14 protein-coding genes are annotated in these 20,019 nt (G+C 77.0%); 9 read left to right on the forward strand and 5 right to left on the reverse strand.

Annotation, left to right across the window (positions count from 1 at the left end; genetic code table 11):
- Positions 1-47 precede the first annotated feature (47 nt).
- Entirely contained in the window at positions 48-2,885 is a 2,838-nt protein-coding gene (locus H030_RS29800) for an AAA family ATPase (RefSeq protein ID WP_051221865.1), read from the forward strand.
- Here the strand turns inward: H030_RS29800 and H030_RS0106420 are convergent.
- Both H030_RS0106420 and H030_RS0106425 read right to left on the reverse strand, forming a co-directional pair.
- Positions 2,836-5,646: a helix-turn-helix transcriptional regulator gene (locus tag H030_RS0106420; RefSeq protein WP_027005514.1), complete on the reverse strand. Its 2,811-nt coding sequence runs from the start codon at positions 5,644-5,646 to the stop codon at positions 2,836-2,838. The two genes, H030_RS29800 and H030_RS0106420, sit on opposite strands and share 50 nt — an antisense overlap.
- The gene (locus H030_RS0106425; protein ID WP_027005515.1) at positions 5,643-8,390 is read right to left on the reverse strand and encodes a LuxR C-terminal-related transcriptional regulator; all 2,748 of its coding nucleotides are present in this window, start codon (positions 8,388-8,390) and stop codon (positions 5,643-5,645) included. The genes H030_RS0106420 and H030_RS0106425 overlap by 4 nt, the downstream gene beginning before the upstream one ends.
- A 111-nt stretch (positions 8,391-8,501) precedes the next feature.
- Between H030_RS0106425 and H030_RS0106430 the strand changes: the two genes are divergently transcribed.
- The 7 genes from H030_RS0106430 (at position 8,502) to H030_RS29810 (ending at position 17,196) form a co-directional block, all read left to right on the forward strand.
- A complete protein-coding gene (locus H030_RS0106430; protein WP_196809022.1) occupies positions 8,502-9,446 on the forward strand; it encodes an NADP-dependent oxidoreductase in 945 nt (314 codons plus the stop codon).
- Positions 9,447-9,521: 75 nt separating this feature from the next.
- On the forward strand, positions 9,522-10,523 hold the full coding sequence (locus H030_RS39560) for a LysR family transcriptional regulator (RefSeq protein WP_051221867.1): 1,002 nt from the start codon (positions 9,522-9,524) through the stop codon (positions 10,521-10,523).
- Positions 10,502-11,473 (forward strand): LysR family transcriptional regulator, encoded by a 972-nt coding sequence (locus tag H030_RS0106440; RefSeq protein WP_027005517.1) that lies wholly within the window; start codon positions 10,502-10,504, stop codon positions 11,471-11,473. Before H030_RS39560 ends, H030_RS0106440 begins: the two co-directional genes overlap by 22 nt.
- Positions 11,474-11,498: 25 nt before the next feature.
- Positions 11,499-14,225, forward strand: a complete 2,727-nt coding sequence (locus tag H030_RS0106445; RefSeq protein ID WP_027005518.1) for a helix-turn-helix transcriptional regulator — start codon at positions 11,499-11,501, stop codon at positions 14,223-14,225.
- Between the two features lie 64 nt (positions 14,226-14,289).
- Positions 14,290-15,417 (forward strand): sensor histidine kinase, encoded by a 1,128-nt coding sequence (locus H030_RS0106450; RefSeq protein WP_027005519.1) that lies wholly within the window; start codon positions 14,290-14,292, stop codon positions 15,415-15,417.
- Positions 15,414-16,040 (forward strand): LuxR C-terminal-related transcriptional regulator, encoded by a 627-nt coding sequence (locus H030_RS0106455; RefSeq protein ID WP_027005520.1) that lies wholly within the window; start codon positions 15,414-15,416, stop codon positions 16,038-16,040. The genes H030_RS0106450 and H030_RS0106455 overlap by 4 nt, the downstream gene beginning before the upstream one ends.
- 94 nt (positions 16,041-16,134) lie before the next feature.
- Positions 16,135-17,196, forward strand: a complete 1,062-nt coding sequence (locus H030_RS29810; RefSeq protein ID WP_051221870.1) for an SDR family oxidoreductase — start codon at positions 16,135-16,137, stop codon at positions 17,194-17,196.
- A gap of 5 nt (positions 17,197-17,201) precedes the next feature.
- Here the strand turns inward: H030_RS29810 and H030_RS36485 are convergent, their stop codons facing one another.
- The 3 genes from H030_RS36485 to H030_RS0106480 are packed head-to-tail and all read right to left on the reverse strand — an operon-like array spanning position 17,202 to position 18,660.
- On the reverse strand, positions 17,202-17,936 hold the full coding sequence (locus H030_RS36485; RefSeq protein ID WP_051221872.1) for a metallophosphoesterase family protein: 735 nt from the start codon (positions 17,934-17,936) through the stop codon (positions 17,202-17,204).
- Positions 17,937-17,976: 40 nt separating this feature from the next.
- The gene (locus H030_RS29820; RefSeq protein ID WP_155891873.1) at positions 17,977-18,423 is read right to left on the reverse strand and encodes a DUF7144 family membrane protein; all 447 of its coding nucleotides are present in this window, start codon (positions 18,421-18,423) and stop codon (positions 17,977-17,979) included.
- A gap of 33 nt (positions 18,424-18,456) precedes the next feature.
- Positions 18,457-18,660 carry a sigma factor-like helix-turn-helix DNA-binding protein gene (locus H030_RS0106480; protein ID WP_027005521.1) on the reverse strand — a complete coding sequence of 68 codons (204 nt, stop codon included), beginning with the start codon at positions 18,658-18,660 and terminating at the stop codon, positions 18,457-18,459.
- 92 nt (positions 18,661-18,752) lie between these two features.
- On the opposite strand from H030_RS0106480, the gene H030_RS0106485 reads away from it, so the two are divergent.
- Positions 18,753-20,018, forward strand: coding sequence for a hypothetical protein (locus H030_RS0106485; RefSeq protein ID WP_027005522.1), 1,266 nt, complete (start codon positions 18,753-18,755; stop codon positions 20,016-20,018).
- The last annotated feature ends 1 nt before the right edge of the window (position 20,019 follow it).

Here is a 20,019-nt window from a genome sequence, read left to right on the forward strand (position 1 = left end):
GTCGTGTGATGCTCGCGCGGTGCACCGCTCGTAGGTTGCGGTGCACCGTGCAGTCCCTCTCCCCACACGGCGCCGCTGCCCCGCTCGTCGGCCGCGACGCCGAGCTCTCCCTCCTCCGCGCCGCGCTGGATCATGCGCCGTCCCACGGGAGCGCCCTGGTCCTGCGCGGCGAGGCCGGGATCGGCAAGTCGGTCCTGCTCGACGCCGCCCGCGCCGCCGCCCACGCCCGCGACCTCACCGTGCTGGCGACCGCGGGCGTCGAGGCCGAGTCCTCGCTGCCCTACGCGGGCCTGCAGCGGCTGCTGCTCCCGCTGCTCCCGCGCGTGGACGCGCTGCCCGCGCCGCAGCGCTCGGTCCTGCTCGCCGCGCTCGGCGCCGAGGACCAGGAGGGCGGCGACCTGTTCCTGGTGGCCCTGGCCGCGCTCGGCCTGCTCGCGCTCGCCGCCGCCGACGGCCCGTTGTTGGTGTTGATCGACGACCTGCACTGGCTCGACGACGCCTCGCACGACGTCATGACGTTCATCGCCCGGCGCGTGGACGCCGACCCGATCGTCCTGCTCGCCGCGGTCCGCGACGGTGCGGCCGCGCGCGGCGGCGACCTCGGGATCCCCGTACACACCCTCAGCGGTCTGGAAGTCGGTGCGGCCCGCGCGCTGCTCGACGCCCGCGCGCCCGGCCTGCCCGCCGCGGTCCGGCGGCGGCTCCTGCACGACGCCGCGGGCAACCCCTTGGCCTTGGTCGAGCTGCCCGCGCCCGCGACCGCGCGCGCCGCCGGGATGGCCGCCGACGAGGCGATCCTCCCGGTCTCCGAGCGCCTGGAGCGGACGTTCGCGCGGCGCGTCGACGAGCTGCCCGCCGAGACCGCCGCCGCGCTGCTGGTCTTCGCCGCCGACGCGGCCGCGCCGCTGGCCGACGTGCTCACCGCCGCCGACGCGCTGCTCCGCGACGAGGCGCCCGCGGAGCGCCGGGTCGTCACGGTCGCCGCGCTGCAGCCCGCGATCGACGCGGGCCTCGTCCGGCTGGAGGGCACGACGCTGAGGTTCCGCCACCCGCTCGTGCGCTCGGCGATCTACCAGGCCGCGCCGGTCGCGCGCCGCCAGGCCGCGCACGCCGCGCTGACCGCGCTGCTCGACGGCCAGCCGGACCGCCGCGCGTGGCACCGCAGCGCTGCGGCGACCGGGCCCGACGAGGCGGTCGCCGCCGACGTCGAGGCGCTCGCGCAGCGCGCGCTGCGCCGCGGCGCGATCCTGCAGGCCGCGACCGCGCTGGCCCGCGCGGCCGAGCTGAGCGAGGCCGACGTCCCACGCGTGCGGCGGATCCTCGCCGCGGCCGAGCTGGCGTTCGAGCTGGGCCGCGCCGAGATGGTCCGGGCGCTCGTCGCCCAGGCCGAGCGGCTGGCGCTGAGCGACCACGACGAGGCGCGCGTCGCGTGGCTGTCGGAGATCTTCCACGACGGCGCGGGCCACGACCAGGGCGACGCGCCACGCGTCCTGCATCTTGTCGCACTTGCTCAGCGCGCCGCGCGCGAGGACGACCCCGACCTCGCGCTGCACCTGCTCGGCGGCGCCGCGCTGCGCTGCTGGTGGGGCGGCTCGGTCCCGGCCGTCCGGCGCAAGGTCGTCGCCGCGGCCGAGGCGGTCGGCGTCGCCGCCGCAGACCCGCGCCGCCTGGCGGCGATCGCGATGGCCGAGCCGCTGACGCGCGCCGCCGAGGTGATGGCGGCGATCCGCGCCGCCGTGCCGCTGGTCGCGCGCGACCCGCTGGCCGCGTTCCAGCACGGCACGGCCGCGCACGCGCTCGGCGACTACGAGGCGTCGCTGCGGCTGCTGGCGGGCGCGTCGGACGGGCTGCGCGAGCAGGGCCGCCTCGGACTGCTGGCCCAGGCGTCGGTGATGCGCGCGATCGGCGCGATCCAGATGGGCGACTGGGCCGTCGCGAGCACGAGCGCGAGCGAGGGCGTCCGGCTGGCGGCCGAGACCGACCAGCCGATCTGGCGGTCGGGCGCGACCGGTGCGCTGGCGGCGCTGGCCGGGCTGCGCGGCGAGCGCGCGGAGGCCGAGGCGCTGCACGACGAGGCCGAGCTGATCCTGGGCAGGACCGGCTCCGGCGCGGTCCTCGGCTGGCTGCGCGCGGCGCGCGCGCTGACCGCGCTGAGCGCCGGCGAGCACGAGGAGGCCTACGCGATCGTCGCGCGGATGTTCGACCCCGACGATGCCAGCTACCACCTGCGCGACCAGTACATGGGCGTCGCGGTGCTCGCCGACGCGGCCGCCGGCTGCGGCCGGCAGGCGGAGGCGCGCGCGATCGTCGATGGGCTGCGCGACCTGGCGCGGGCGACGCCGGCGGTCGGCGTCCAGATGGGCCTGCGCTACGCGGTGCCGGTCCTGGCCGAGGGCGAGGTCGAGGCCGAAGCCGCGTTCATGATGGCCTTGGACGAGCCGTGGGCGACGCGCCCGTTCGAGCGCGCGCGGCTGCTGCTCGCGCACGGGATGTGGCTGCGCCGGCGCCGCCGCCTGGTCGAGTCGCGCGAGCCGCTGCGCGACGCGCGCCACGGCTTCGACGCGTCGCACACCGCGACGTGGGCCGAGCGCGCGCGCCAGGAGCTGCGCGCCGCGGGCGGCGAGATGGCGCCGCGCACGGTGCCGGCGCGCGACACGCTGTCGCCGCAGGAGCTGGAGATCGCGCAGCTCGCCGCCGAGGGCCTGAGCAACCGCGAGATCGGGCAGCGGCTCTACCTGTCGCACCGCACGGTCGGATCGCACCTGTACCGCGTGTTCCCGAAGCTCGGGATCACGTCGCGCACGCAGCTGCCGGGCGTGCTGGAGCGCGCGGCGGTCAGCCGCCGGCCTGCAGCGACCGGGCGACCAGCTCCCGGCGTGAGCTGACGCCGAGCTTGGCGAAGACGTGGCGCAGGTGGGTGCTGACCGTGTGCGGTGAGACGAACAGGCGCTCGGCGGCCTGGCGGTTGGTCAGGCCCTCGTTGACGAGCCCGACCACACGGCGTTCCGCTTCGGTCAGCGAGTCCCAGCCCGCCGGCGGCCGGTCGCGCTCGGCGCTGCCGCCGAGCCGGACGCCGTGCTCGCGCAGGCGGCCGCGCACGCGTGCGGCGTGCCACTCGGCGCCGCACGACATGTAGGCGTCGAGCGAGGACATCAACAACGCGACGGTCTCGTCGCCGTCGCGCAGCTGCGCGAGGTCCTCCTGCGCCGAGCCGAGCCGGTGGGCGCACTGGCCGTGCGCGGTCAGCTCGGCCACCGCGGTCTCCAGCAGCGCGGCGCGGCGCGCGCCGTCCGGGTCCTCGGCGGACGGCAGGACCAGCGCCTCGGCGTGCGCGGCCAGGCCGGCGAGGAAGTGCGCGCCCGGGTTGCGCTGCGCCGCCTCGCGCGCGGTGCGCAGCGCCTCGGCGGCCAGCTCCGGGTCGTCGGCGCCCGCCGCCAGGCGCGCGAGGATCACCGGGTCGTGCGGCGCGCGCGGGAAGCGCGGCAGGGCCGTCTCGGCGCGGTCGTCGCCCAAGGCCTTCAACAACACGGCGCGACCGTGCTCGGCGCCCTCGGTCACGAACGCCTGCTGGGCCAGGATCCAGGCGCAGTGGCGCCGGACCTCCGGCGTGTCGGCCTGCAGGCCCGTCTCGGCCAGCGCCGCGCACTGCGCGCTCAGGCGCGTGTCGGAGCGCCACAGCGCCGCCTGGGCGACCGCTGCCGCTGCGCTCGCCTCCGAGACGTTGTGCAGCAGCCTCGACGGCCCGGCGGTGACCAACCCCTCCAACAACGCCAGCGCTTCCTCCAGGCGGCCGCCGATGGTCAGCGCGACGCCGAGCGTCTCCTCGCACATCCGGACCGCCCACAGCTCGCCGGCCTCGCGCGCCGCGGCCAGGGCCGACTCCATGGTCGCGACCGCGGCGTCGACGTCGCCGAGGCCGTGGTAGCCGACGGTCGTCTGCAGCTTGCCGAGCGGGCCGGACGCGTCGCCCAGCGCCAGGCCGCCCGCCACGAGCTCCCCGTAGCGGGCGTTCGGCATCGCGTGGAAGAGGCGGGCGACGGTCATAGCGCCCTGCACGGCGGGGTCTGCGGGGAGCGCGGCGGCGGCCTGCTCGGCCGCGGCCATCTCGGCGTCGGCGGCCGCGAACCAGCCGCCGCCGACGAGGTTGCCGGCCAGCAGCGCGCGGTGGGTCGCCGCGCTGGCCGCGGCCGCCGGGTCGGTCGCGATCACGTCCTCCAAGAGCTCCAGCGCCCGGCGCGAGGCGGCGACGCGGACCGACGCGCTCAAGATGTACATGTTGGCGACCTGCTCCAGGACGCGCGCCTGCTCCAGCGGCGCGAGCTCCTCGAGGTAGGCGTCGGCGAACGCGCGGCCCTCCTCGGCGCGGTCGGCCGTGTGCAGGTGCAGCGCGGTCTCGGCGATCAGCGCGCCGCGCAGCGGGTCACCGCGCTCGGTCAGGCCGAAGGCGTGGAGCAGGAGGTCCGCGGCGGTCGGCGCGTCGGTGGCACCCAGCGCGCGCCCGGCGTCCAGCAGCGTCGCGGCCGCGGCGTGGTCGCCGGGCCGGGCCGAGGCGGTCAGCAGCGGCGCGACGCTCAGCGGCGACGCGCCGGCGGCGAGCAGGACGTCGGCGGCCTGGCGGCGCAGCGCGCCGAGCGCCGTGGCCGGCAGCGTGCCGAGCACGGCCTCGCGGACGAGGTCGTGGTCGAAGGCCACCGTGTCGCCGTCGCGGCGGACCAGGCCGGCGGCGGCGAGCGCGTCGGCGGCTTCGCGCACGTCGCCCGGCGCGGCCTCCAACATGGTGGACAACAGCGGCAGCGTCGTGGTGCGGCCGAGGGCCGCGGCGACGCCGGCGGTCGAGCGCGCCAGCGGCGGCAGCCGCGCGAGGCGCTCGCGCATCGACTCGCGCACGCGCGCGGGCAGCTCGCCGCGCTCGGCGTGCGCGACGCCGTCCTGGACGTGCAGCGCGCCGTCCTCGACCAACCCCATCAACAACTCGACGAGCGCGAACGGCTGGCCGTGCGCGCGCGCCGCGAGCGCCTGCAGCGCGGCGTCCGGCGGCGCGCCCGCGAGGTCGCCGACGACCGCGGCGACCGCCGCCGCGTCCAACGCACCCAGCGCGCAGGGCACGGCGCCGCCCGCGGTCAGGTCCTCCATCAACGCGCCCAGCGCGGTGGCCGACGGCTCGCCGCTCGGCGGGCGGCGCGCGAGGATCCAGGCGACGGGGAGGTCGGCCAGCGCGGCGGTCAGCGCGCGCAGCGCGTCGAGCGTCGGCGGGTCGGCCCACTGGAGGTCGTCGATGACCACCAACAACGGCGCCTCCAGCGCCCGCGCCTCCAGCCGCTGCTCCAGCGCGGCGAGCAGCGCGTCGCGGTCGCCGCCGAGGGCCAGCGTGTCCAGCTCCGGGTCCGGGCCGAGCGCGTCGAGCAGCGGGGCGACCGGCAGGATCTGCTCGTCGGGCTGGGTCGCGCCGCGCACCGCGCCGAACCCGGCGCGGCCGGCGATCGCGACCGCCTCGTCGAGCAGCCGCGTCTTGCCGATCCCGGCGGCGCCGACGACGAGCGCGACGGTCGCGCGCTCGCGGGCGCCGGCGATCGCCTCGCCCAGCAGCGCGCGCTCGCGGTCGCGCCCGCGCAGCGGCAGGGCGTGGGCCGGGCGGCCGGTCGTCATGCGTGGTGCAGGGCGTCCTGGTGGGCGCGCATCAGCTCGACGCGGGAGTGGACGCCGAGCTTGTTGTAGGCCTCGCGCAGGTGCGAGCCGACGGTGTTGGGGGAGAGGTGCAGGCGCTCGCCGACCTGGCGGTTGGTGAGGCCGGCCGCGGCGAGCGCGGCGACCGCGCGCTGGGCCTCGGTCAGCGCGCCCCAGCCTGCGGCGGGCGCGAGCGCGGCGGCGTCGCCGGTCGCGGGTCCCGCCGTCACGCGGCGGCGCTCGCCGAGGTCCCTCAGGCGGGCGCGCACGCGCGCGAGGTCGGCGACGGCGCCCGCGCTCGCGTAGGCCTGCAGCGCGGCGTCGAGCGCGGCGATCCGGGCGTCCCGGTCGGTCACCGCGGCCGCGCGGTCCTCGTGGGCGATCGCCGCCGCCAGCGGCGCGCCCGCGGCCAGCAGGTGCTCGGCGGCCGCGGCCATCGCCGCGGCGTCGCCGCTGGCGATCGCCTCGGTGTGCGTCTTGCTGCCCCAGAGGACCGGCGTGTGCGGGGCGCACGCCGCGCGCTCCCGGGCAAGGCCTACAGCTTGGTCCATCAGCGCCGGGTCGCCGAGCGCGGCGGCGACGCGGGCCAGCCGCGGAGCATCGCCCGGCTCGGACGGGAAGCGCGGCACGCCGGCCGCCGCGCCGCGGCGCATGCCCTCGCGGTCGCCGCGGAAGAACGCGTCGAGCGTGAGCATCCAGCCGACGTGGTGGCGGACGCCGCGCGAGCCCTCGCGCAGCAGGTCGTCGGCCAGCGCCAGCGCGCGCTCGCGCCCCGCGGCGTCGCCGAGGTGCGTCACGACGCGCAGGTAGGCGACGAGCGCCGCGCCGTCGCCGGTCGCGCCGAGCGGGCCGGCGTCGATCACGCGCTGCAGGACCGTGTGGGCCTCGTCGAGGCGGCCGAGCACGAGCAGCTGGCGCCCGCGGACGCTGTCCCACATCCGCTCCGCCCACGCCTGGCGGGTGATCCGCGCGCCCGCGGCCGCGCGCTCGGCGAGCTCCAGCGCGGCGCCGACCTCGCCCAGCGCGGCGAGCGCGTCGCCGCGCATCAGGCCGATCTCGTCCAGGACGCGCTGGTCGTCGTCGTCGGCCTCGTGCGCGAGCCGCTCGGCCTCGTCGCAGAGCACGAGCGTCTTGCGCAGGTCGCCCTCGGCGCACGCCAGCAGCGCGAGCGCCCGGACGCGCGCCCCGGTCGGCGGGCCGTCCTGGACGCGGATCGTCTCGGCGACCGCGCGCGCCTCCGCGTGGTCGCCGGAGACGGCGAGGTTGGCGAGCAGCCGGACGCGGTGGCGCGCGGCCAGCCCCGGCGACAGCCCGGGCAGCGCGAGCGCGCGGCGGCCGTGGGCGGTCCGGACGTCGGCCGACAACCCCAACATCTCGGCGACGCGCAGCAGGATCTCGCCCTCCTGCTCGGCGGTCAGGTCCTCGTCCTGGAGCGCCTGCTCGGCGAACGCGAGCGCCTCGCGGTCGTGGCCCGCGGCGTGCAGCAGCAGCGCGGTCTCGGCGACCAGCGGCGCGCGCAGCGGGTCGGTGGCGTCGATCAGCTCCAGCGCGCGGCGCCCGACGCGGGCGGCCGCCGCGGGGTCGGCGGGGCCCAGCGTCCTGGCGGCGGTCAGCAGCGTCGCGGCGGCGTCGCGGTCGCCCGCGTCGGCGGAGGCGACGAGCGCGGCGGCGACGTCGGACGGCGTCCCGCCCGCGGTCAGCAGCACGTCGGCGGCGTGGCGCAGCAGCGCGCGGCGCTCGGCCGCCGGGATCGTGTCGAGGACCGCCTGGCGCAGCAGGTCGTGGCGGAACGACAGCGCGGCGCCGTCGCTGGTCAGCAGGTCGGCGGCGATGACCGCGTCGACCGGGCCGAGCAGGACCGACGGCGCGAGGTCGAGCATCGCCGACAGCTGCGCGAACGAGCACGAGCGGCCGAGCACGGCGGCGGCGCGGGCGACGTCGCGCGACGCGGGGCCGAGGCGGCGCAGGCGGACGCGCATCGTCTCGCGGATCCGGGCGGGCAGGCGCGGCGCCGCGACCTCGGCGACGCCGTCGGCGATCCGGATCGCGCGCTCCTCCTGGAGGCCGCGCAGCAGCTCGACGAGCAGGAACGGCGAGCCCTGCGCGCGGCGGGCGAGCGTCAGCAGCTCCGGTCCCGGCGGCGCGCCCGCCAGCTCGGCCAGCGCGGCGGCGACCGCGGTCTCGGCCAGCGGCTCGAGCGTCAGGCGCGGCGCGCCCGCGGCCTCCCACGCGGTGGCGGCGGCGCGCAGCTCCGGCGACGCCTCGCCGGGGCGGAAGGCCAGCAGCCACAGGACCGGCGCGGCGGCCAGGCGCGAGGTCAGGAAGCGCAGGCCGGCGATCGTGCCCGCGTCGGCCCATTGGAGGTCGTCGAGCAGCACGACCGCGGGCGCCGCGGCGGCGGCCTCGCGCAGGCGGTGCTCGGCGTCGCGGATGATCTGCAGGCGCTGCGCGGCGGGGTCGCCCGTGAGGTCGTCGCCCGCGCCGGGCGCGCCGAGCGCGGCACGCAGCACGCCGAGCGGGACGAGCCGGTCGCGCGGCTCGGCGCCCGCGGCGGCGACCGTCGCGCCCGCGTCGGACGCCAGCTCCCGCGCCTCGGCGAGCAGCCGCGTCTTGCCCAGGCCCGCGCTGCCGTCGGCGAGGATCACGCCGCCGCCGTCCACCAGCGCGGCGAGGCGCCCCGCGATCGCGGCGCGCTCCGCGTCACGTCCGTGCAGGCGGTGGGGCACGGCGCCACCGTAAACGCTTTCGCGCGCGCGGCAAAGGAACCCGCGCGAACCGGCATCAGTGGCACGGGAACGGCATTGGCGCGCCCGCGTTCGGCGCATAGCGTGCTGGCCATGGGAGATGCGATGCGCGCACTGCGCCTGCACGAGCACGGGGGCCCTGAGCAGCTGCGGTACGAAGACCGGGCGCCGGTCCCGCCCACGACGACCGGGGACGTCCTGATCGCCGTCCACGCCGCGTCGTTCACGCCCGGCGAGCTGGACTGGCCGTCGACCTGGGTCGACCGCTCCGGCCACGACCGCCGCCCGGTCGTGCCCTGCCACGAGGTCTCCGGCGTGGTCGAGGCGCTCGGGTTCGGCGCCGCCGGGCTCTGCGTCGGCGACGAGGTCTACGGGTTGACCGACTGGTACCGCGACGGCGCCGCGGCCGACTACGTGGCGGTCGAGGCGCGCAACGTCGCGCGCAAGCCGGCGTCGCTGGACCACGTCGCGGCCGCGACGATCCCGCTCGCGGGGCTGACCGCGTGGCAGGGCCTGTTCCGCCACGGCGCGCTGCGGCCCGGCCAGACGGTCCTGATCCACGGCGCGGGCGGCGGCGTCGGGACGCTCGCCGTCCAGCTCGCGCACCTCGCGGGCGCGCGGGTGGTCGCGACCGGCCGGCCGGACGCCGCGGAGCTGGTGACCGCGCTCGGCGCCGACGTCTTCGCCGACGCGGCCGACGCGACGTTCGGCGACCCGGGTCAGGTCGCGCTCGTGCTCGACCTCGTCGGCGGCGCGCTGCTGGAGCGGTCCTGGCCGCTGGTCGAGCCGGGCGGCGCGGTCGTCTCGATCGCCGAGCCGCCGGACGCCCAGGAGGCCGCGCGCCGCGGCGTCGCCGCGAAGTACTTCGTGGTCGAGCCCGACCGCGCGGGCCTGGACGAGCTGACCGCCCGGATCGACGCGGGCGAGCTGCGCGCGGTCGTCGGCGCGACCTGCGACCTGGACGAGCAGGCGCCGGCCGCGATCGCCGCCAAGGAGCGCGGCGGCACGACCGGCAAGCTGGCGCTGCAGGTGCGCTGACGCAGTCATGACCTAGGTCGCGCATGCAGTCATGTTGCGTACGCCCGCGCTCCGGCACGGGCGTAGGTTCGGGCCATGACCGTGACCTCGCTGGCGCCGCCCTCCCGGCGCCGGTCCCCCCAGAGCCTGATCGACGTCTCCCCGCGTCTGCTGCGCTGCTTCGTCACGCTCGGCGAGGAGCTGCACTTCGGTCGCGCGGCCGACCGCCTGTTCGTCGCCCAGCCCGCGCTGTCGCGCTCGATCAAGCAGCTCGAGCTCCTGCTCGGCCGCCAGCTGTTCGTCCGGACCACCCGGACCGTCGCGCTGACGCCGAGCGCCGCGATCCTGCTGCCCGCCGCACGCGAGGTGCTCGCCTCGCTCGGCGCGCTCTCTGAGGACCTCGCGGCCGCCCACGACACGCTGCGCGTCGCGCACCTGCCGTTCACCGACACGGTCGCGGTCCTGCTCGACGCGTACGCCCAGGGCGCGCCCGCGACGCCGGTGCGCGAGACGACGCTCGGGCCGAGCGACCAGCTCGCCGCGCTGCGCGACGGGCGCCTGGACGTCGCGTTCTGCCGCGGGCCGCTCGGCGAGGACCCGGCGCTGCGCTCGCATGTTGTACGCCTCGATCCGCTGATGGTCGGCGTGATCGGGCGCGACCCGGCGCTCGACCGCCCGGTCGACCTGCGCCGCCGGACCGTCGCGGTCGCCCACGACCCGGCCGCGGCCGACGACTTCGGCGCGTTCGTCGGCGCCTACGAGGCGGCGGCGGGCGTGACGATCCGGCGCGTCCCGGTCGCCACCGGGTCCGGGACCGAGGCCTATGCCATGCGCCGCGCGGGCGCGCACGCCTACGTGACGCTGCGCTCGCGCGGCGTCCGGCTCGACGCGCCGTGCCCGCTCGTCGGCGCGCTGCCGCTGCAGGCCTACTACGCCTGGACGCTGGTCTGGCGCCGCAGCGCGCCGGCGCCGGTGCGGCGGTTCGTGGAGGTCGCGACCGAGGTCGCGGCCACGCGCGGGTGGCTCGACACGACCGCGCTGCCCGGCGAGCCCTGGATCCCGGAGGCGGACGGCGGATGGACGGCGCTGGCGGCGTAGAGCTGCGCCCGCGGCTGCTCGCGCAGTTCGTCGTGCTCGCCGACCACGGCGACGTGCGCAGGGCGGCCGAGGCGCTGGACGTCACGCCGCGCGCGCTGTCGCGGGCGGTGCGCGAGCTGGAGGCCGGCGCGCGCGAGCCGCTGCTGGAGCGCGGGACGCGGACGGTCGCGCTGACCCCGGCGGGCGCGCGGCTGGTGGCGAGCGCGCGCAGGGTGCTGCGCGCGGTCGACCGCTTCGACGCGCTGGCGCTGGCCGACCGCGACGTCCTGCGCGTCGCGCACGTCGCCAACGCCGACACGCTGTCGGCGATCCTCGACCACGCCGCCGCGCGCGACGGCGCCGACGGCGCGGCGTTGGCCGAGCACGTCGCCTCCGGCGACCAGCAGCTGCGCGAGCTGGCCGACCACCGCCTCGACCTCGCGGTCTGTCCGGTCCGGGGCGCGATCCCGGACGAGCTGGAGGCGCTGCCGCTGCGGCTGGACCCGCTCGTCGTCGTCGGTGGTCTCGCTCACGACGATGTTGATGTGGTCGATCCCGACGACGGGATCCCGCTGCTCGTCGCCGAGTACGGCGCGGCGTGGCCGGTCTACGACCTGCTCGTCGCGGAGCTGGCCGCGCGGCGGCCGGGGTGCGTCGTGGAGCGCGTCGAGGTCCCGATCGGCTCGGGCCGCGAGCTGGCGGCGCTGCTGCGCCGGGCCGCGGGCGCGCGCGTGCTGGTGCCGTCGTCCACGCTGCCGGACGGCGCGGCGCGCAGCCTGCGCGTCCGGCCGCTGGGCCCGGAGCAGCCGTGCGTCGCCTGGCACCTCGTGTGGCGCGCGGGCGTCGCGGCGCCGGGCCTGGACGGGCTGATCGCCGCCGCCTGCGAGGTCGCGCTGGCGCGCGGCTGGCGCGGGGTGGCGGAGGGCACGCCGCCGCCGTGGGTCGCCGCGGGCTATCGCGACTTCCCGTAGGAGATGTGGTTGGGTGGGGCCCGTCATGGCCGACACGACGGGGCTGATCGGGCGCACGGACGAGCTGGCGCGGCTCGGCGCGCTGCTCGACGCGGTCCCGGCCGGCGGCTCCTCGCTGCTCGTGCGCGGCGACGCGGGGATCGGGAAGTCGGCGCTGGTCGCCGCGGCGGCCGAGGACGCCGCGGCACGCGGGTGGCGTGTGCTGCGCGTCGAGGGCGCCCAAGGCGAGGCGCTGCTGCCGCTCGCCGCGCTGCACCGGCTGCTGCTGCCGGTCCTCGGCGAGGTCGGCGCGCTGCCCGCGGGCGAGCGCGACGCGCTGCTCGGCGCGTTCGGGCTGGCGGAGGTCTCGGTGCCGGAGATCTACCGGCTCGCGCTCGCGGTGCTGAACCTGCTGACCGAGATCGCGGCCGTCTCGCCCGTTGTTGTCGTTGTCGAAGACACGCACTGGCTGGACCGCTCGTCGGCGGCGGTGCTGGCCTTCGTGGCGCGGCGCGTCGCGGCCGACGCGGTGTTCCTGCTGGCCAGCGCGCGGCCGGGGGAGGACGACGAGCCGATCGCCGAGGCGGTCGCGGCCGTGCTGGAGCCGGCGCCGCTGGACGGCGACGCCGCCGCGGCGCTGCTTGACCGCAGCGGCGGCGGCGCGCTCGACCCGGCGCGGCGCGCGGCGGTCCTGGCGGCGGCGCAGGGCAACCCCTTGGCCTTGGTCGAGCTGCCGCGCGCGCTGCTGGCCGGCGGCGCCTGGGCCGCCGGTGAGGAGCTGCCGATGACGGATCGCCTGGAGCGCGCGTTCGCCGACCGGCTCGGCGAGCTGCCCGAGGCGACCGGGACCGCGGTCCTGCTCGCCGCGCTGGCCGGCGACATGGACGCCGTGGCGGCCCGCGCGGCCGCCGGCGGCGACGACCTCGCGCCCGCGGTCGCCGCCGGGCTGATCGAGCGCGACGCCGCCGGGCGGGTGCGCTTCCGTCATCCGCTGGTGCGCTCGGCGGTCGCGCGGGCCGCGCCGGTCGACCGGCGCATGGCGGCGCACGCGGCGCTGGCGGCGGTCGCCGGCGAGGACCCGGACCGCCGCGCCTGGCATCGCGCCAACGCGACGCTCGGCGCCGACGAGTCGGTCGCCGCCGACCTCCAGGCGGTCGCGCGGCGCGCGCAGCGCAGGGGCGCGATCGCCGACGCGGTCAGCGCCCTGGAGCGCGCAGCGGACTTCAGCGTCGCGGGCGAGCGGCGCACCCAGCGGCTCCTGCACGCCGCCGAGCTGGCGGCGGAGATCGGGCAGGTCGCGGCGATCCGGCGCGTCGAGGCGGCGGTCGGCGCACTCGAGCTGACCGGCAGCGACCGGCTGCGGCTGGAAGCGGTCCGGGAGGCCGTCGACTACGACATGTCGAGCGCGGGCGAGCGCGTCGACCAACTCATAGAACTGGCCGACACCGCGCAGTCCGGCGGGCTCGACGACCTCGCGCGCCAGTTCCTGGTGCAGGCGGCGTTCCGGTGCTGGATCGTCGACTTCGGCGGCGCGCGCGAGGCCCGGGTCGTCGAGGCGGTGGAGCGAGTTGTAGGAGATGCCTTCGACCCGCGCGGCGTCGTCGCGCGCGCCTACGCGGCGCCGCTGGACCAAGCGGCGACGGTCCTGGCGTCGGTCAGCGACCCGGAGCTCGTCGCGACCGCCGACCCGGTCGGCCTGCACCTGCTCGGCCACGCGGCGTCGTGCGTCGGCGAGTTCCACGTCGCGGCGCGGCTGTGCGGGGCGGCGGTCGACGGGCTGCGCGCGGAGGGGCGGCTGACGACGCTGACGCAGGCGCTGCGGATCCAGGCGTGGGCGACGCTGCGGATCGGGCACTGGGACGTGTGCGCGACGGCGGGGACCGAGGCGGTCCGGCTGACGCACGAGACGCGCCAGCCGCTGGTCCGGGCCGACGTGCTCAGCGCGCTGGCGGCGCTGGCCGCGCTGCGCGGCGACCTCGAGCGCGCCGCCGCGCTGGCCGCCGACGCCGAGGCGCTGGCGCTCGACACCGGCAACCACGTGACGCTGTCGACGATCGAGGTCGGGCGCGCGTTCGCGGCCGCGGGCGACGGGCGCTCGGGCGACGCGTTCGACATCCTGATCCGCGTCTTCCGGCCCGGCGAGCCCGTCCACCAGCGCATGCAGGCGGTCTGGGCGACCGGCGCGCTGACCGAGTACGCGGTGCTCAGCGGGCACGACGACGCGGCGCGCGCCGAGGTCGCCGCGCTGGAGGAGCGCGCCGCGGGGCGCGCGCTGAGCAGCGGCGTCGCGATCTCGCTGCGCCACGCCCGCGCGCTGCTCGCCGAGCCGGAGGTCGCCGAGGCGCGCTTCGAGGAGGCGCTCGATCCGGCGCTGGGCGTGTGGCCGTTCGACAGCGCGCGGATCCGGCTCTCCTACGGTGCCTGGCTGCGCCGCCAGCGGCGCGTCGTCGACTCGCGCGCGCCGCTGCGCGCGGCCCGCGACGCGTTCGACCGCCTCGGCGCGTCCGGCTGGGCCGACCGCGCGCGCGTCGAGCTGGCGGCGGCCGGCGAGGACTCCACGCGGCGCGCGCCCGAGGCCTGGGACGAGCTGACGCCGCAGGAGGTCCAGGTCGCCCAGATGGTCGCTCAGGGCCTGTCGAACAAGGAGATCGGGCAGCGCCTGTACGTCTCGCACCGCACGATCGCGTCGCACCTCTACCGGATGTTCCCCAAGCTCGGCGTGACCTCGCGGGCGCAGATCGCGCGAGCCGTCGCCGAGCGCGAGCGCGCCTGACCGGCAGACCCCCAAACGGGGGGTGTGGCGCGCTTCCGCTCCCCGCCTGCGGCACGATGCGGAGGTGGAGCCCGCCGGATCCGGAACGCACCCGTCGCAGGCCCGCGGGGCGATTCCCGCCCTCGAGCTGCTCGTCGAGGTGCTCTCGGGACCGGCCGACGCGGACGCGGAGGAGCACTTCTACTCGCACCTCGCCGAGGCGGTCTGCCGCCTGGCCGACATGCGGCGGGCGATCATCTTCCGCTACGACGACGCGTCGCGGCTCGTGCGGGTGGCGGGCGCGCACGGCGTCGACCCGGCGGCGTTCACCGACGCGCACATCTCGGTCGAGGTCGCGCCGCTGGCGGCGACCGCGCTGGCCGAGGACCGCGTGATCGAGGTGCTCCCGGGCGAGGAGCAGTTCATCGCGCCGGAGTTCCTGCCGCTGCTCGGCGAGAGCGCGCTGGTCTACGTCCCGATCGCGGCGGCGGGGCGCTGGCCGGGCGTCATGCTGGTCGAGCCGGCGCCGAGCGCGCTGCCGCTCGACGACGCGACGCGCGACCTGCTGTGGACGCTCGGCAAGACGCTGGCGCTGGCCGCGATGGCGCGGATCGCGACGTTCCACGGCGAGCGCGCGCGCCAGCTGGAGGACCGGATCGACCTCGCGCGCGAGATCCACGACCGCGTGATCCAGCGGCTGTTCGGCGTGTCGCTCGTGATGACGCGGCCGCTGGGCGACGACGCGCGGCTGCGCGCGGCGGACGAGATCCAGACCGCTCTGAGCGAGCTGCGCAGCGCGCTGCAGCGGCCTTTGGGCCGTCGCGCGCGCGAGACCGGGACGACGCTGGCCGCCGAGCTCAAGCGGCTGACCGTCGCGCACGCCGACCTCGGGCTGCACGTCCAGGGCGACATCCCGGAGGTGCCCGTCGACCTGGAGCCGCTGGCGCAGTCGGTCCTGACCGAGGCGGTCCGCAACGTGCGCAAGCACGCGGTCGCGTCCGAGATCGCGGTCCAGGCGAGGACCGAGAACGGCGTCTTCGTGCTGGAGGTCTGGAACGACGGCGTGACCGGGTCGCGCACCGCGCCGGGCGCGCCCGGGATGGGGCTGCGGCTGGCGGCGCTGGAGGCGATCCACGTCGGCGGCGTCGTCGAGTTCGGGCCGCGGCCGAACGGGCGCTGGCAGGTCCGGCTGGCGGTGCCGGTCGCGTCATGAGCGGCGACGCGCGCAAGTTGAAGGTCTTGGTCGTCGACGACCACGACGTCGTCCACTGGGGCTTCCGGGTGATGTTGTCCGAGCTGCCGTGGGTCGAGAAGACGCTGTCGGCGCGCAACGGCGAGGAGGCGATCGCGCTCGCGCGGCGCTACGAGCCGGACGTCGCGCTGGTCGACCTGTTCGTCGGCGAGGAGTCGGGCCCGGAGATCTGCGAGCAGCTGCACCTCGCCCGGCGCGGCGTCAAGGTCCTGCTGATCTCCGGCGCCGGGCGGATCTCGGCCGAGGCGGCGCGCGCGTGCGGCGCGACGGGGTTCGTCCCGAAGGACTGGCCGGCGGTCGACATCGCGCGCGCGGTCCGGATGGTCGGGCTGGGCATGTCGATGTTCGAGCCCGAGGACGACGCCGCGGCCAACGGCGCCGCGAAGGGGCCGGGGCTGACGCCGCGCGAGCAGGAGGTCCTGCAGCTCGTCGCGACCGGGGCCACGAACCGCGAGATCGCGGCGGCGCTGCACCTGTCCCCGCACACGGTCAAGGAGCACGCGAGCGCGTTGTACAAGAAGTTGGAGGCGCGCAACCGCGCCGACGCGGTGCTGCGCGCGCAGCGGCTGGGCATCCTGGGCTGAAGCTGCGCAGGCCTCACGCCCGGCGGTGGGGGTCGCCTCCCCCCGGATGGCGGGTTCGCGCGCGGACCGGGGCGGGACCCGCCAGGCTCGGGAGGTGCTCCTCCTCACCGGCGCGACCGGCTTCCTCGGCGGCGAGTTGTTGGTGCGGTTGGTCGAGGAGACCGACCGCGACATCATAGTGCTGGTCCGCGCCGACGACGACGCGGCGGCCACGACGCGCGTCGCGCGCACGCTGGCGACGCTGCTGCCGCCGGAGGCGCTGAGCGCCGCGGTCCCGCGGGTCCGGGCGGTCGCCGCGCACCTGGACCGGCCGGGGCTCGGGCTGCCGCCGCGCGATGTTGATGCCCTTGCTGCGCAGATCGACGCGGTCGTGCACTGCGCGGCGTCGGTGCAGTTCACGCTGCCCTACGACGAGGCGTGGGCGATCAACGTCGGCGGCACCCGCGCGATGCTCGACCTGGCGGCGCGCGCTCCGGAGCTCGAGCGCTTCGTGCACGTCAGCACCGCCTACGTCGCCGGCGACCGGCCCGGGCCGTACCGCGAGTCCGAGGGCGACGTCGGCCAGCGGCCGCGCAACACGTACGAGCAGACCAAGTTGATGGCCGAGCAGGACGTGCTGGCCGCCGGCCTGCCGGGCACGTCGATCCTGCGGCCGTCGATCGTCGTCGGGGACTCCCGGACGGGGTGGACGCCGGCGTTCAACGTCATCTACTGGCCGCTGCGGGCGTTCGCGCGCGGGCTGTTCCCGGTCGTGCCGGGGACGCCGGAGGCGCGCGTGGACATCGTGCCGGTCGACACCGTCGCCGACGCGCTCCTGACCCTGGCGACCGCGGATCCGGTCACCGGGACCTTCCACGTCGTGGCCGGCGATGACGCGCCGACCGCCCGCCGCCTCACCGAGCTCGCCGCATCGGCCTTCGACGCTCCGCTCCCGGACTTCGTCACGCCCGGCTCGGCGCCCGAGGTCGAGCAGCGCGCCGGGGCGTTCCTGCCCTACTTCCGCGTCCCCGGCGTCTTCCGCACCGACGCCTCCTCCCGCCTCGGCTTCATCCCACCACCCCTCGAGACCTACTTCACCACCCTCCTCCGCTACGCCGACGAAGCCCGCTGGGGCCGCGCCAACCGCGCCCGCTGGACCACCGCACCGGTGGCATAGCGTCGCTAGGTGGTACGAGACTCGAAGAGCTCGGTGATCTCGAGCGCTTCGACCAGCTGTGTCATCGCCGCCGCGGTCGAGTCGGTGTCCGGCCAGCCGGAGGCCAGGATGCGGGCGCCCGCGGCGGCGTGGTCGTAGGTGGTGGACATGAGGCGGGGCTCGCCGTTGTCCACCAACAACCAGCGGGCCGCGCCGTCGCCCTCGTAGGGCAGGCCGACGCTGCCGGCGTTGACGAAGCGGACGCCGGCGCTCGTCGTGTGGTCGTGTTGTTGATGGGTGTGGCCGGCAACGACCAGCGGTTGCTCGACGCCGGCCAGCGCGTCGTCGTAGCGGTCCGGAGGGGAGAGGCGGGTCAGCATCTCCTCGTCGCTGCGTGGCGTCGCGTGGCAGAACAGGACGCCGTCGAGCTCGAGGGTCAGCGGCAGCGCGCCGAGTGCCGCCACGCGCGCGGGGTCGAGCGCGCGGGCGTTGAGGGTCGCGGTGACGAGCGGGAGGTCGTCCGGGTCCGGCGCCGCGCCGTCGGGGTCGACGGCCGCGACCTCGCGCTCGCCGTTCCCACGGACCCAGTGCGTGGGCTCGGCGAGCGCGTCGAGGCGGTCCAGGACGTCGGCGGCGAACGCGCCCGGGACCGCGTCGCCGCCGACGACGACCGCGTCGCGGTCCTGCGCCCGGGGATCGGCGAGGACCGCGTCGAGGGCGTCGATGTTCCCGTGGATGTCGTACAGCGCGAGGATCCGCATCGGCGGCCCACGCTAACATGCAACCTCACGGTTGCGCAAGTCAGACCATGCTGCGATGCGACCCGCCGTAGGCCGAGAGGCCGTAGATGATGAGGATGTCGACCGCGAAGATCGCCAGCGACCAGAACGGGTAGCCGGGGATCGACAGCAGCGCGCCGATCGCGCTCAGCGACGCGGCGGCGATGCCGAACCAGCGGCCGAACTGGTTGCCGGCCCAGATCGAGAACGCGGCGATCACCTGGATCGCGCCGAGGACCAGCGTCACCCAGCCCCACGTGTTGAGGTTGGAGAGGATGTACTTGGTGTCGGCGACGAAGAACTTGGAGTCGCCGATCGCGGCGATCCCGTAGATGATGTTCAGCACGCCGGCGACGAGCAGCATGATGCCGGCGAAGAGCAGCCAGCCGAGACCGTGGACCTCGTCGTAGGCGCGGTCGGCGGGGCGGCTGGGACCGCGGGATTGCATTCCGGCGTCGAGCGTGGACATGTGGGCCTCCTGGTGTTATTGGCGTCCGGGCGCTCATGACGGTCCCGCCGCCGGGGGTGAGGCCGCGTCACCCGCGCGGGGTGGTGGGACGAGCGCCGCGACCTCGTCGGCGGGGAGGCCGAAGACGCGCCGGAGGATGAACGCGAGGCGCTCGTGGGGCGGGAGGTCGGCGAGGGCGAGGAGGAGCGCGAGCGTCGCCGCGTCGGCGAGCTCGCCGACGGGCGGGTCGCGATGCATCGTGTTGATGACCGATGGGGCAGCGCGAACGTGACAGGTGGCGGGGGCGCGTAAGCGATCGGTGGGTTGGGCCGTTGGTCGTTGGACCGCTCATGATCAAGAACGCTCTCCGCCTCGCCCTCGCCGCTGCCGTCGTCGCGCTCGCCGCCGCCTTGCCGGCCTCCGCGCTCGCCTTCCCGCCCGGCAACGACTCGCCGGGAGCCGCCGTGGCGATCCCGGCGGCGCCCGCGTTCGTGTCCGGCACGACGGTGGAGGCGACGCTCGACGCCGACGAGCCCTCGCCGCTGGTCGCCGCCGACGACGGCGGCACCCGCCACGGGCTCGACCGCAGCGTCTGGTTCACCTACCGGCCCGACAGGGACATCAAGATCCTCGCCGACACCTGCGACGCGAACTTCACGAGCCATATCGACGTCTACACCGGCGGGCCCGGCGGCTTCGGCGTGGTCGAGACGAAGGTGAACTCCTACCGCGACTGCCCCGGCGACCGCCGCTCGTTCAGCGCCAGGGCCGCGACCCTGTACTGGATCCGCGTGTCGACCGAGCGTGACGGCGTGCGCTTCCCGGACGGCGGGAACTTCCACCTGCGGCTGACGCCCCAGACCGCGCCGCTGAACGACGCGTTCTCCGACGCGACGCCGCTGAGCGCGACCGGGACGTTCCCGGCCTCGCTGGCCTTCGCCTCGCTGGAGCTCGGGGAGCCGTCCTACCGCGAGGACACCGGCTCGATCTGGTACCGCCTGACGCCGAGCGAGAGCACCGCCTACAACGCGTCGGTCGGGGCCTCGGCGACGACCGTGACGCTGCAGGTCTTCGAGTCGCGCGGCTCCACCATCAACCGCCTGCGCCGCCTCGGCCAGGACTACACCGAGGACGACTACGCCGCGACCGTCGCCTTCAACGCGCTGAAGGGCAAGACGTATTACATCCGCCTGGGGACGTCGTCGCAGGTGCCGTCGCCGACGTCGCTGCAGCTGACGACGAACACGGCGCAAGGCCTGGGCCTCCTGGTGACGCCGTCCTCGAACACCCTGGCGAGTCTCCGCCACGACGGCTTCAAGGCCGTCCTCTCCTGCGCCCGCACCTGCACCCTCGGCGTCGACCTCCTCGTCTCACCCGCCGACGCCAAGCGCTACCACTTGACCAAGAAGACCCCCAAGGCCCCCGTCAAGGTCGGCCACATCGGCGGCACCCTCCAAGCCGGCCAACCGACCTCCGTCACCGTGCCGCTCTCCACCTCAGCGGCCAAGCACCTCACCCACGCCACATCCCTTCACACCACCCTCCGCGTCTCCGTCCGCGGCAAGAGGGGCACGGCCACCGGCAAGCCGGTGACCAAGTCCACCACCCTGAAGTGAC

Source organism: Conexibacter woesei Iso977N (genome assembly GCF_000424625.1).
Taxonomy (GTDB): domain Bacteria; phylum Actinomycetota; class Thermoleophilia; order Solirubrobacterales; family Solirubrobacteraceae; genus Baekduia; species Baekduia woesei_A.

What these genes read in the sequence shown, in the direction of transcription:
- H030_RS0106420 (WP_027005514.1), bottom strand. Translation starts at nt 5,646, where the DNA reads ATGACGACCGGCCGCCCGGCCCACGCCCTGCCGCTGCGCGGGCGCGAC.
- H030_RS0106430 (WP_196809022.1), top strand. Translation starts at nt 8,502, where the DNA reads ATGGGAGATGCGATGCGCGCACTGCGCCTGCACGAGCACGGGGGCCCT.
- H030_RS39560 (WP_051221867.1), top strand. Translation starts at nt 9,522, where the DNA reads ATGACCGTGACCTCGCTGGCGCCGCCCTCCCGGCGCCGGTCCCCCCAG.
- H030_RS0106440 (WP_027005517.1), top strand. Translation starts at nt 10,502, where the DNA reads ATGGACGGCGCTGGCGGCGTAGAGCTGCGCCCGCGGCTGCTCGCGCAG.
- H030_RS0106445 (WP_027005518.1), top strand. Translation starts at nt 11,499, where the DNA reads ATGGCCGACACGACGGGGCTGATCGGGCGCACGGACGAGCTGGCGCGG.
- H030_RS0106455 (WP_027005520.1), top strand. Translation starts at nt 15,414, where the DNA reads ATGAGCGGCGACGCGCGCAAGTTGAAGGTCTTGGTCGTCGACGACCAC.
- H030_RS36485 (WP_051221872.1), bottom strand. Translation starts at nt 17,936, where the DNA reads ATGCGGATCCTCGCGCTGTACGACATCCACGGGAACATCGACGCCCTC.
- H030_RS29820 (WP_155891873.1), bottom strand. Translation starts at nt 18,423, where the DNA reads ATGTCCACGCTCGACGCCGGAATGCAATCCCGCGGTCCCAGCCGCCCC.
- H030_RS0106480 (WP_027005521.1), bottom strand. Translation starts at nt 18,660, where the DNA reads ATGCATCGCGACCCGCCCGTCGGCGAGCTCGCCGACGCGGCGACGCTC.
- H030_RS0106485 (WP_027005522.1), top strand. Translation starts at nt 18,753, where the DNA reads ATGATCAAGAACGCTCTCCGCCTCGCCCTCGCCGCTGCCGTCGTCGCG.